This is a genomic window from Nonomuraea sp. NPDC003709, from assembly GCF_040610775.1.
Classification (GTDB): domain Bacteria; phylum Actinomycetota; class Actinomycetes; order Streptosporangiales; family Streptosporangiaceae; genus Nonomuraea; species Nonomuraea angiospora_A.
This window is the reverse complement of the sequence record NZ_JBEXMW010000065.1, coordinates 1-11,900: the sequence shown is the minus strand read 5'-3', so window position 1 is coordinate 11,900 and position 11,900 is coordinate 1. Positions and strand designations below refer to the sequence as shown.

The 11,900-nt window shown below is 68.3% G+C and carries 10 protein-coding genes and 1 pseudogene; 5 read left to right on the top strand and 6 right to left on the bottom strand.

Annotated features, from left to right (window positions below):
• Both ABZX61_RS65395 and ABZX61_RS65390 read left to right on the top strand, forming a co-directional pair.
• Positions 1 to 479 (top strand): RNA-guided endonuclease TnpB family protein (locus tag ABZX61_RS65395; protein ID WP_355213141.1); only part of this gene is annotated, 479 nt, incomplete at its 5' end.
• Entirely contained in the window at positions 377 to 1,276 is a 900-nt protein-coding gene (locus tag ABZX61_RS65390; RefSeq protein WP_355213142.1) for an FAD-binding oxidoreductase, read from the top strand. The genes ABZX61_RS65395 and ABZX61_RS65390, both read left to right, overlap by 103 nt.
• A gap of 57 nt (positions 1,277 to 1,333) precedes the next feature.
• Here ABZX61_RS65390 and ABZX61_RS65385 read toward each other — a convergent pair whose 3' ends face one another.
• Together ABZX61_RS65385 and ABZX61_RS65380 are read right to left on the bottom strand one after the other, a co-directional pair.
• On the bottom strand, positions 1,334 to 3,100 hold the full coding sequence (locus ABZX61_RS65385; protein ID WP_355213139.1) for a DUF1996 domain-containing protein: 1,767 nt from the start codon (positions 3,098 to 3,100) through the stop codon (positions 1,334 to 1,336).
• 259 nt (positions 3,101 to 3,359) lie between these two features.
• Complete coding sequence (locus ABZX61_RS65380; RefSeq protein ID WP_350727601.1) at positions 3,360 to 4,391, bottom strand: hypothetical protein; 1,032 nt, start codon at positions 4,389 to 4,391, stop codon at positions 3,360 to 3,362.
• A gap of 198 nt (positions 4,392 to 4,589) precedes the next feature.
• On the opposite strand from ABZX61_RS65380, the gene ABZX61_RS65375 reads away from it, so the two are divergent.
• Positions 4,590 to 5,663: a Gfo/Idh/MocA family oxidoreductase gene (locus ABZX61_RS65375; protein WP_355213137.1), complete on the top strand. Its 1,074-nt coding sequence runs from the start codon at positions 4,590 to 4,592 to the stop codon at positions 5,661 to 5,663.
• A gap of 85 nt (positions 5,664 to 5,748) precedes the next feature.
• On the opposite strand, the gene ABZX61_RS65370 is transcribed toward ABZX61_RS65375, so the two are convergent.
• From ABZX61_RS65370 to ABZX61_RS65355, 4 genes are read right to left on the bottom strand one after another with little or no spacing between them, the layout of a single operon-like run.
• On the bottom strand, positions 5,749 to 6,648 hold the full coding sequence (locus ABZX61_RS65370) for a carbohydrate ABC transporter permease (RefSeq protein ID WP_355213136.1): 900 nt from the start codon (positions 6,646 to 6,648) through the stop codon (positions 5,749 to 5,751).
• 8 nt (positions 6,649 to 6,656) lie between these two features.
• Positions 6,657 to 7,544, bottom strand: coding sequence for a sugar ABC transporter permease (locus tag ABZX61_RS65365; protein WP_355213135.1), 888 nt, complete (start codon positions 7,542 to 7,544; stop codon positions 6,657 to 6,659).
• Between the two features lie 2 nt (positions 7,545 to 7,546).
• Entirely contained in the window at positions 7,547 to 9,022 is a 1,476-nt protein-coding gene (locus ABZX61_RS65360) for a sugar ABC transporter substrate-binding protein (protein WP_355213133.1), read from the bottom strand.
• Between the two features lie 24 nt (positions 9,023 to 9,046).
• On the bottom strand, positions 9,047 to 10,303 hold the full coding sequence (locus tag ABZX61_RS65355; RefSeq protein ID WP_350727606.1) for an alpha-L-fucosidase: 1,257 nt from the start codon (positions 10,301 to 10,303) through the stop codon (positions 9,047 to 9,049).
• 419 nt (positions 10,304 to 10,722) lie between these two features.
• Between ABZX61_RS65355 and ABZX61_RS65350 the strand changes: the two genes are divergently transcribed.
• Together ABZX61_RS65350 and ABZX61_RS65345 are read left to right on the top strand one after the other, a co-directional pair.
• Positions 10,723 to 11,763: a LacI family DNA-binding transcriptional regulator gene (locus ABZX61_RS65350; RefSeq protein WP_355213131.1), complete on the top strand. Its 1,041-nt coding sequence runs from the start codon at positions 10,723 to 10,725 to the stop codon at positions 11,761 to 11,763.
• Positions 11,760 to 11,900, top strand: a pseudogene (locus ABZX61_RS65345) (deoxyribose-phosphate aldolase); the annotation flags it as partial. The gene ABZX61_RS65350 and the pseudogene ABZX61_RS65345, both read left to right, overlap by 4 nt.

The window sequence follows — 11,900 nt, the reverse complement described above, 5'->3', positions numbered from 1 at the left end:
CCAAAGTAGCCAACACGCGCCGAGACTGGGCACACAAGCTCTCCACCACGATCATCCGCGACAACCAAGCGGTGTACGTGGAGAATCTTGCGGTGGCCGGTCTGACGCGCACACGCTTGGCGACGTCGGTGCACGACGCGGGCTGGTCGCAGTTCGTCGCCATGCTGGAGTACAAGGCCGTCAGGTACCGCCGCCACTTCGGCAAGATCGACCGCTGGTTCCCCTCATCGAAGCTGTGCTCGGCGTGCGGGACCATCGCCGAGTCGATGCCGCTGAACATCCGGGAGTGGACCTGCCCGTGCGGGGCGGCCCACGATCGGGACGTCAACGCAGCGATCAACATCCTCGCCGCCGGACAGGCGGAGAGACTAAACGACTGTGGAGCGCAGGTAAGACCGGGACTTGTTCCGGCACCGCGCGAAGAAGCAGTAACCCACCCGGAGCCACACGCGCGGCAGACGGGAATCTCCGTCCTTTAGGGCGGAGTGGATGTCAAGAGTCCCACCTCCTCGACCGGGCGGACGCCGGCGGGCGGGTGGCGGGGGTGCGGCCGGGTCCGCGTGGCGGGCTCGCGATCCACAACCCGGGCGAGGGCTGGGTCTCCCTGCCGCACCTGATCCAGGAGCTCGCGGACGAGCTGGTCCGGCGCGGGGGACGGCTCGTCACCGGCGCGGGCCGCTGCTCGGTGACCGTGGAGGACGGCCGGGCACGCGGCGTACGCACCGCCGACGGCACGTCCTGGAGCGGTGACGCCGTCGTCGTCGCCTGCGGCGCGCAGACCTCTTCCGTGCTCGCGGAGCTCGGCGTGAACCTCCCGGACGCGTCCCCGCTGTCCATGCTCGTCGTCACGGAGCCGGTCGAGACCGAGGCCGTGACGGTGCTGAACACCCCACGTGCCGCGATGCGCCCCCATCCCGGCTCGACGTTCGCGATCGACCACTCCTGGTACGAGGAGCACATCGTCGAGCACGAGGACGTCTCCTGCTCGATCGACGAGGCGTACGTCAAGGAACTTCTCGCCGAGGCGTCCGCCCTGCTCCAGGGGGAGGTCTCCCTCCAGGCGGCGTCGTGGCGGCTCGGCCGCAAACCCATCCCGGGGGACGGCGAGCCGGTGTTCGGCGAGCTGGAGGCGGTGCCGGGGTGCCATGTGGCGTTCACCCACTCGGGGGCGACGCTGGGACTCATCGCCGGCGAGCTCACCGCGTACGAGGTGCTCACCGGCGCCAGGCATCCGCTCCTGAAGGACTTCCGCCCCGAGCGCTTCGCCACCGGATGATCAGAGCCGAACGGCCGGACCGCCCCCGGGAAGGGGATGGTCCGGCCGGGTGTCAGATCAGCAACGGCGGCCCCGGTTGATGCAGTCGACGACGACGCGCATCAGGTTGTCGGGCATGACGTTGGCGAAGTCGGCATGGTCGGTGATCGGGTTGTGCTTCTGCTCGGGGAAGGCGTCCACGGCGAACGACTGACCCTGCGGCACCGAGTAGGCGAGGGTCATGCGCAGCTGGGGAACCGCCTGGGTGCCCTGGGGGCAGGCGCCGTTCTGGCCGGGGAAGACCACGTGCGTGCGGTGGTTGGCGCTGTCGATGTTCTGCCCGTCCCAGCAGCTCGGGAAGTCCAGGATCCGGACGACCTGGCTGCCGCGCGGGCACAGCGGGTACTTGTCGGTGATCCGGTTCTGGAATCCCGTGCAGGTCCACGCGGCGCGGGCGTTGCCCCCGCCGTTCGTCGCGGCCTTGGCGTCACCGGTGATCAGCCTGAGGAACCTCGGCATGGCCGTGACCTGGGAGCTCGCGTTGCCGCGGAACTGGAGCTGAACGGAGCGGGCCGTCAGCACCCGGCCGATGTTGCCGTGCTCGTCGTCGGCGTTCTCGTTCGACGTGCGGTCCCTGAGCACGGGCCAGAAGTACGCGGACTTGTCGCCGCGCTGGCAGGTCGTACCCCCTGCGGCCAGGCTCTCGTCGGTGGAGAATCCGTCCGTCGTCAGGTTGCCCACGTAGTCGTGAAGGTGGTGCGCCCCGTCGCTCACGCCGGGGGTGACGATGAAGTTGTCCGAGTTGTTGTGGCGGTTCTCGTTCCTTCCGCACTGGGCGACGAACGTGCCGCGGGAGCCGTTCCTGCCGGCCCCGAATTCGGCGAGGTTGGACTGGCCCGGCTGAACCTGCCGGATGTCGACGAAGTCCTGGGCGAACGGCCCGACGCCGTTGGCGGGGTCCTCACCGTTGCCGTTGCCGTCGCCTTGGCCACCGGTCGGGCTGGGGCTGGGGGAGCCGTTGCCGCCGTTCCCCCCATTTCCGCCGTTGCCCCCGTTGCCGCCATTTCCACCGTTGCCGTTGTTACCGCCGTTGCCGAGCGTGCAGGTGGCCAGGTTGTTGAGGCCGGTGGGGCGTTGGCCGACGCGGCCGATGGCGATGGCGATGCGGTCGAGGGTGGCGGCGCGTTTGCCGGCCAGCGGGCCGAGGATGGCGTTCTGGACGAAGTTGGGGCCTCCTTCCCCGGCTGAGCGGGCGAGTCGGTTGTTGGCCTCCTGGATCTGGGTTTCCAGGAGGGCCAGGTTTCTGTCGACTTCGGCCCTGGCGGCGGCGGGAACTTCGGGGAGCTTGTCCGCGACGCTGGGGCAGACGATGGTCTGCCCGGATCCCGACCCTGTTCCCTGGGTCGGCCTCACCGTGTTCCCGGGGTTCGGCGCCTGGGTCGAGCCGTTGCCGCCGTTCCCCTCGTTACCTCCGTTGCCGCCATTACCTCCGTTCCCGCCGTTACCCCCGTTGCCGTTATTGCCGTTGTTGCCGCCATTGGCAGTGCCGGTGAGTCTGCAGGTGGCCAGGTTGTTGAGGCCGGTGGGGCGTTGGCCGGCACGGCCGATGGAGATGGCGATGCGGTCGAGAGTGGCGGCGCGCTTGTCGGCCAGCGGGCCGAGGATGGCGTTCTGGACGAAGTTGGGGCCTCCTTCTCCGGCTGAGCGGGCGAGTCGGTTGTTGGCCTCCTGGATCTGGGTTTCCAGGAGGGCCAGGTTTCTGTCGACTTCGGCCCTGGCGGCCGCCGGTATTTCAGGGAGCTTGTCCGCCACGCTGGGGCAGACGATGGTCTGCGCCGCCGCCATCGTGCCCGCCTGCGCGGACAGTGAGGAGCCGGTCAGGACAAGTGCGATGCTTCCCCCTAAGGAAGCGACTGCTCGCCATGACCTGAGTCGGCTCCCCCCGAGCGGATTCCGCATGTGTTGCTCCTTCAAGTCTCATGACCCGGGTGGAAGTCCGGTCTCCGGGAGATACGCGAGGCCATACGGGAGCAGTTCGACTATTTACCGAGAATCGTGGTTGACAAATCCGTGACCCGGGACAGTCAGGAGCGGCGCGCGGACGTCAGCGGAAGTCGGAGATGCGGAACACGGCCATCATGTCCTTGGACCTGGACCCGTTGTAGAACGAGGCCTCGGCGCCGACCCAGCCGCGGAAGGCTCCGCTGTCGTCGATGATCTGCAACAGCGGTTTGATGTGCGAGTTGCCCGAATAGCAGAACGTCTTGCTCTCCATGGCCAGGCAGGTGCACCAGTGCCACAGGGTGTCACGGCGATCGTTGTTGGAGATCTTGGTGAGGTAGTACTGGATGGAGCTGACGTTCGCCTTGGTGCCGCCGCCGAAGTTGGGGCAGCCGCCGGCCTTCTGGCAGGCGCCGGGGGAGGAGGGCTGCAGGTAGGTCAGGCACCAGGTCGTGGTGGCGCAGCTGCGGAAGGAGGACTGCTTGAAGACCTGGCCGTCGGACTTGACGATGGTGTTGCGCGACCAGGAGACCAGGTCCTGCTTGAGGGCTCCGGCGAAGGCCCGCACGGAGCTCATCGCGCGGCGGGTGGTGAGCGAGGCGTTGCTGCCGTAGCCGTACCCGTTGGTGGCCAGGCTGCTGTCGGCGAGCTGCAGCTGCGCGAGCTTGCGGTCAGGCGACAGCTGCACCCGCCACTTCTCGGTCCAGGTCTGGGCGATCTTCCACCTGATGCTCACCACGTTGCCGGCCACGGTGTACGTCCCCGTGCGGGCCTCGTCCGGGGAGCCGGGGAAGCCGGGAGCGGTCAGCACGTCGCAGGCGCGTACCCGGGTGCTGGAGCCGCCCGCCTTGGTCGAGCAGCTGGAGTCGGGGACGACACCGGTGGCCTGCCTGCCCTCGGGGTTGCGCTGCCACCAGAGGTAGGTGTTCGCGCTGACGGTGCCGTTGGCCTTGAACTGGTACGTCCCCAGACGCACCCAGTTCTGAGTGGATGAGGCACGCAGGAAGCCCTGCGTGACCACGAAGTTGGCCTTTCCTCCGGGCAAGGACGATCGGGATGAAGCGGCTCCGGCCGAACCGGCCCCGGTGGCCAACAGGATGAGCGTCGCGAGCACGGCGGTGAGAACGGCGCGCACAGGGAAAACCTCCTCGATTACGGTCTCCACCGATTCTTGCCTAAGGGGTCGTCCGCTGACAGCCCGTTCGGAAATGTTCACCGTCGGTTGTTCTCGCCGAGCGGCCGCCCGGACGGGGCGAGACAGAGCCTGCCGAGTATGTTGTTCCGGAGTCGATCCGGCACGAGATCGCTCCGGCTCCCGAGGAGGTCCGGTTTCATGACCACGACGTTCGGCGCGATCGGCAGCGGGCGGCGGACCCGGTTCTTCCTGCGGCTGGCGGCCGCGATGCCGGACCGGCTGCGGGTCGGCGGCGTCGTGACCCGCAGCGCGGAGCGGGGCGACGAGGTCACCGCCGAGTGGGGCGTGCCGGCCTTCCGCTCGATCGACGAGCTGCTGCGGCACGAGCGGCCCGACTACCTCGCCGCGGCGGTGCCGTGGGCCGCGATGCCGGACGCGATCCGCGAGGTGGCCGGGCACGGGATTCCGGTCCTCGCCGAGACGCCGCCCGCGCCGGACCTGGCCGGGCTGCGCTCGTTGTGGCGGGACGTGGGCGCCACCGGCCTGGTCCAGGTGGCCGAGCAGTATCTGCTGATGCCCGGGCACGCGGCGCGGCTGGCGCTCGTCCAGGAGGGCGTGATCGGCGAGCCGACCTCGGTCCAGGTTTCCTCGACCCACCTCTACCACGCGGTGTCGCTGATCCGCGGCCTGCTGGGCGTCGGGTTCGACGCCGCCGAAGTACGCGCCGGCGCGTTCGAGGCGCCGCTCGCCAACCCGCTGGGGTTCGGCGGGTGGACCGGCGACGACACGCCGCAGCGGCTGACCACGACCATCGCCACCCTCGACTTCGGCGGCAGGATGGGCCTGTACGACTTCACCGACAACCAGTGGTGGAACCCCCTGCGGATGCGGCGCATCGTGGTGCGCGGCTCGATCGGCGAGCTGGTCGACGACCGGGTGATCCGGCTGGTCGACCCCACGACGCCGGTGGAGTCCGCGCTGATCCGGCGGGACACCGGCGTCGACCTCAGCCTGGAGCTGCGCGACCTCAAGCACATCAGCTTCGACGGGCGGGTGGTCTACCGCAACCCGTTCGAGGGCGCGTCCCGGTCGGACGACGACATCGCGGTCGCGGACCTCCTCGAACGCACGGGCGTCTGGGCCCGCCAGGAGGGCCCGCCGCCGTACCCGCTGGCCGAGGCCTGCCAGGACCACCTGATCAGCCTCGCCGTCCAGGAGTCGGCTAAGACCGGCGGCCCGGTCACGACCGGCAAGGAGGCGTGGGCGGGCTGACGGATGCCTCCTCGGCTCATCAGGTTGGGTCGAGGTACGGGCCCGCGACTTTCGCTATGTTTCGAAAGGCGCGGGCGGAGACTTCCTACCTCCCCGCCATGCCGGTGAGCATGATGCCCCTGATGAAGTACTTCTGCGCCGCCAGGAACACCACGATGACCGGGACCAGCGCAAGGATGGACACCGCCATCATGAGGTTGTAGTCGTCGGCGTACTGGCCGCGGAACAGCGAGATGCCGAGCGGGATCGTATAGTTCTCCGTCGAGCGCAGGTAGATGAGCGGATCGATGTACTCCCCCCAGGCCCCGACGAACGACAGCAGCGTCACGGTCGCGATCGCCGGCTTGGACAGCGGGATCATGATCCGCCAGAGGATCCGCAGTTCCCCCGCGCCGTCGATGCGCGCCGCCTCCACCAGCTCCTGCGGGATCGTGGCGAAGAACTGCCTGAGCAGGAAGATGTACAGCGCGGTGCCGAAGAAGTTGGGCAGGAACAGCGGCCAGAAGGTGTCCACCAGGTCCAGATGGGAGAACAGCAGGAACCTCGGCACGATGACCACCTGCGCGGGGATCATCATCGTGCCCAGCATCAGAGCGAAGGCCATGCCGCGCACCCGCGAGCGCAGCCGCGCGAAGGCGTAGGCCGGCAGGATGCAGGAGATGAGATTGCCCACGATCGACAGCGTGGTCACCACCACGCTGTTGACCAGGAAGGTGTTGAAGGGCAGGCTCGTCCACGCGTCGGGGAAGTTGGACCAGGTGAAGACGTCGGGGAGGAACCTCGGCGGAAACTCCAGCACGGCTCCGGACGGCTTGAGCGCGGTGGTCAGCATCCACAGCAGCGGGAGCAGGCTGGCCGCCGAGGCCAGGACGAGGAGCGCGTAGGCCGTCAGGCGCTGGACCCGGCGGATCCGCTCGGCCTGGGCGGGGGCCACGGGCCGCTTCTCCACCGGGCGGGCCTGTGCGGGCAGGACCTTGATTGCCATCTGGTGACCTACTTGACCTCGTAGTGGACCCAGCGGCGCGCGAGCGCGAACTGGATCACGGTGAACACGATGACGAGGAAGAACAGCGCCCAGGCGATCGTCGAGGCGTAGCCCATCTCGAAGTACTTGAAGGCGTAGCGGTAGACGTACAGGCCCAGGACCAGGGTGGAGTTGGCCGGCCCGCCGTCGGTCATGAACAGGATGAGCTGGTAGGCCTGCAGACTGCCGATGAAGCCCACGACCAGGTTGAAGAAGATGACCGGCGACATCATCGGGACCGTCACGTGCCTGAACCTGCTCCACCAGCCAGCGCCGTCGATGTGCGCGGCCTCGTACAGCGAGGCGGGCACGCCCTGCAGTCCGGCCAGGAAGATGATCATCGCGTTCCCGGTGGTCCAGGTCGTCATGATGACCAGGCCGGGGATCGCCCAGCTCGCGTCGGTCAGCCACCCGGGCCCCTGGATGCCCACCAGGCCGATCAGGTAATTGACCAGGCCGTAGTCGGGATGGAGCACGTGGATCCAGAGGAGGGCGGTGGCGATGCCGGAGATCACCGACGGCATGTAGATGATCGTCCGGAAGATCGCCTGCCCGCGCACCTTGATGTTGAGCAGCAGCGCCGCGGCGAGGCTGTAGACGACACCGGCCGCGGCGGAGGCGGCGCCGAAGTACACGGTGTTCTTCGTCGCCATCCAGAAGTCGGGGTCGCGCAGCAGCTGGGCGTAGTTGTCCAGGCCCACCCACTGCGGCGACGACAGCAGCTCGTAGCGGGTGAAGCTGAGCACCAGCGACACGACGATGGGCCCGCCGGTGAAGAAGACGAAGCCGATGCTCCACGGCAGGGCGAACAGGTGGAACCGGCGGGCCTCGCGCCGGACCAGCGGGGAGGCGGCCATGATCAGACGTTCTCCGCGAGCATCGGCGTGACCCGCTCGGTGACCTGCTTGAGCCCTTCGTCCACCGACAGCGACCCCGACATGACCCGTTCCCAGATCGGTTTGGTCAGGTCCTCGAGCTTGGGCGTCGCGGGCAGCCTCAGCACGCCGTCGCTGGTGCCGTACTTGTGCAACGAGTCCTTGGTGGTGTCGATGACCTCCTTGTCGAGCTTGAGGTCCTGGAGGTTGTCCTCGAACGCCGACAGCCGCGACGGCGGGGTGTCGAGGAAGAAGCGGTGGCCGGCGTAGGAGCGCAGGGAGTTGAGCACGATCCACGCCGCCTCGGGGTTGCGGGTCCTGCTGGTGATGCCGAAGGCGCTGCCCAGGACCGGGGTGAAGCGGCCCTCGGGGCCGCTGGGCACGTGCGTCAGGCTCCACTCGAACTGCTGCTCGGCGGGCAGGGTGAGCAGGGTGACGATGTTCCACGCGCCGCCGACGTACAGGGCGCCCCGGCCCAGCGTGAACGGCTCCACCTTCGCCGTCGCCTGCGTCTCGGCCAGGTCGGGCATCGCCTTGTCCTTGATCAGCAGGTCGATCCAGCGCTTGAGCACGTCGCGGCTGGCCGGTTCCTGGATCACGCACTTGGTCTCGTCGGCCGTCAGGTAACGGCCGCCGTGAGCGAGCAGGAACGTCGCGGTGAGGTCGCTGGTGGGTTTGGGCACCGGCGTGAACCCGAAGATCTTCTGCGCGCCCGTGCCCGAGACCAGCCCGCGGGCCGCCTCCATGAGCTTGTCCCAGGTCCAGGAGGCGTCGGGCGCCTTGGCGCCCGCCTTGTCGAGGATCTCCTTGTTGTAGAAGAGCAGCTTGGGCGCCGAGTCGGTGCCCAGCGCGTAGAGCTTGCCGTCACGCTCCCAGTAGCTGAGCGCCGCCTTGGAGAAGTCCGCGCGGTTGAATTCGGGCGTGGCCGCGATGTAGTCGTCCAGCGGCAGGTACAGGTTGTTCTTGATGAAGCTCTGCCCCCACTGGAACTGCGAGTACATGATGTCGGGCAGCACGCCGCTGGCGGCGCCCGTCAGGTACTTGGTGCGGAAGTCGTCGAACGGCGTGACCTCCACCTTGATCTCGATGTTCGGATGCCGCTTCTTGATGAACTTGGCGAACTGCGCGTGCCGCACCTCGTGCCGCTGACCCGGGATGATCGCGACGGTGACGGTGACCTTGGACGTGGGCTCCGGCACGTTGGTCTTGGGCCAGGGCAGCGAGTCGAAGAGCTTCTCCGCCTCGGCGTAGGGGAACAGCGCGCTCTCCGGCCGGTCCGGGTTGATCACCGCGGAGTTGCCGGACGCCGAGGCGGTCGAGGAGGCCGGGCCGGCCTGGCGGGTGCGCTCGCCGCTCCCGCAGGCGGTGAGGGGTACGGCCGCCGCCGCCATGGCGGCGAGGCTGAGAACCTGGCGCCGGTTCAGGCCGGTGGTGTTCAGGCCGCGCAGGGGGTTGTCCATGGGGGGTATCGCCTTTCAGCCTGTTCAGAGGAAGAGCTCGATCACCGGGACGGCCACGTCCGGCGGCTCCACGGGAAGCTCGAGGGTGAGGGTGCCCTCGGGGATCGTGAAGAAGTTGACGTTCCCGTTGTCGACCTTCGGGTCGGGCGTCCACATGCGGATCTCCGACCTGTCGTTGAGCAACTGCGCGTAGCGGACCTTGCCCGCCAGCCCCGGCAGGTGCAGGTGCCGGTACGGCCAGGAGAAGAGGTGCACGTAGAGCCGGTCGCCGCGCTGGGTGTAGCGGCAGTGCTCGGGAGCCTGGAACTCGCTCGTCCCCGCGCCGTGGATCGACTGGCTGTGCAGCCGCATCCAGTCGCCGATCTCCCGCAGCGTGTCGAGTGCCCGGGGCTCGAACTCGCCCCGGCCGTTGGGCCCCACGTTGAGCAGCAGGTTGCCGTCCTTGGAGACCGAGTCGATCAGCATCCGGATCAGCAGGCCGGGCGACTTCCACGCGTTGTTGTCCCGGTCGTAGCCCCAGCTTCCGTTCAGCGTCTGGCAGGCCTCCCAGACCGTCGACAGCGGGGCAGGGGGCTGGAACTGCTCCGGCGTGGTGAAGTCGCCCGGCAGCTCCAGACGGTTGTTGATCAGGATGTCCGGCTGGATGCGGCGGATCTTGTCGACCAGCTCCTCCGAGCGCCACTCGGCCTTGCCCTTGCCGCCGTAGACCGGCTTGCCCTGCTTGACCCGGCCGGCGTAGGAGAAGTCGAACCACAGCGTGTCGATGGGGCCGTAGCGGGTGAGCAGCTCCTCGACCTGCCCATGCAGATAATCCGCATATTTCGTGACATCGCGGTCGGGAAAGGTGCCGCCCTCGACGTACGACGAGTGCAGCCCGTCGATCGGGAAGTCCGGGTGATGCCAGTCCAGCAGCGAGTAGTAGAACCCGACCCCGAGGCCCCTGCCCCTGAACGCCTGCACGAACGGGCCGATCAGATCCTTGCCGTACGGCGTGCCGCTCACGCAGTAGTCGGTCAGGGCCGAATCCCACAGGCAGAAGCCGTCGTGGTGCTTGGAGGTCAGCACGGTGTAGCGCATCCCCGCGCGCTGCGCGGCCTCCGCCCAGGCGTCGGGGTCGTACAGATCGGGGTCGAAGCGCTCGAAGTACCGCTGGTACTGCTCGTCGGACATGTGCTCGCGCTGCTTGACCCACTCGTGGCGCGCCGCCAGCGCGTAGAGCCCCCAATGGATGAACAGGCCGAACCTGCGCTGCCGGAATTCGTCGATACGGGAATCGGACATCCGTGACACCCTCTGTCGTGTTGGCGCTATGCGAAAGATTTCGCAACTCTCGACTTGCGGGTAACGTAGGCGAAACATCGGATGTGGTCAAGGGTTTCCTGAGTTGCGAATCAGTCGCGCACCCTGGCCTGCATCTGCTGTCTCAGCCCAGGCCCTGGCCACTGAGCCGGTATCGGGCGGGAGTGCCGGACGGGGACTCCAGGGGATCTGCTGCCGCGCTGTTGAGCGCTACTACATCCGATGTTTCCTCCACGCCCGTTCTACTGACAACGGTTTCAGTAACTCCAGGGGGAGAGCGGCCGGACGGGGCCCTGAGTTGGGCAAATGTCCGTGGAAGTAACGACTTGGAAACATGCCATTGACACTCCGTGGCCGGATCCTGCCATCATCACTGACATCGATTTCAGTTTGGAGCTCACTTGGTCACCATCCATGACGTAGCAGCTCGCGCGGGGGTCTCTCCCGCCACGGTCTCGCGCTTCCTGCGGGGCCAGCGGGTGCGCTCGTACGAGGCGATCCAGGCCGCCATCGACGAGCTGGGCTACTGGCCGAGTGCCGCGGCGCAGTCGCTGAAGTCCGGGCGCACCAACACGATCGGCGTCGTCGTCCCGGACATCACGAACCCGTACTTCGCCGCGGTGGTCAAGGGCATGGAGTCCGTCACGCGTACGGAGCCATACCGCATCCTGCTCGCCAACAGCGACGAGAGCGGCGAGCAGGAGGACGACGTGCTGGCGGACCTGGTGCGCAGGGTCGACGGCATCATCCTCGCCCCCGCCACCGAGCAGGACCAGACGCCGCTGCACGTGCGCGACGCCGACGTGCCCCTGGTGTTCGTGGACCGCGACCTGGCGGGCGGCGAACGGTTCGACGCCGTGCTGGTCGACAACGACGGCGGCGGCAAGCAGGCGGCCGAGCACCTGCTGGCCCTCGGGCACACCAAGGTGGCCGCGATCAGCGGCACCCTGGACACCACCCCCGGGCGGCTGCGGCGCGAGGGGTTCGTCGGGACGCTCGCCAAGGCGGGCATCGAGGTGCCGCCCGAGTACGACCTGGTCGGCGACTTCAAGGAGCACAGCGGCTACCAGCTCACGCTGTCCCTGCTGTCGCTGCCCGAGCCGCCCACCGCCATCTTCGCCGCCAACAACCTCATGACGCTGGGCGTGCTCAAGGCACTGCACGACATGCGGATCGACATCCCCGGCCAGATCAGCCTGATCGGCTTCGACGACCTGGACACCGGCCCGCTGCTCAGGCCGCCCCTGACCGTCATCGACCGGCCGATGGTCGAGCAGGGCGTGCTCGCCATGCGCCTGCTGCTGCGCCGGCTCGACCCCGAAGAGGCCGGCGGCAGCGCCAGCCGCATCGTCCTGGACACCAAGCTGATCGAACGCGCCTCCACCGCCCCGCCGGGCGGCTGGCCGGCCCCCTCACGCACGAGAAAGACCCGATCGCGATGAGCGTAGCGACCACCTCGCTCGCGGACGTGGCCTCTTCGGAGGCGGCGTTGCGAGCTTTCCTGCACGGCCTGCCCGGGGTTGACCGGGTCGGCGCGGACCAGCGGGCGGCGATGCTCGGCACCCGTTCGATCAAGACC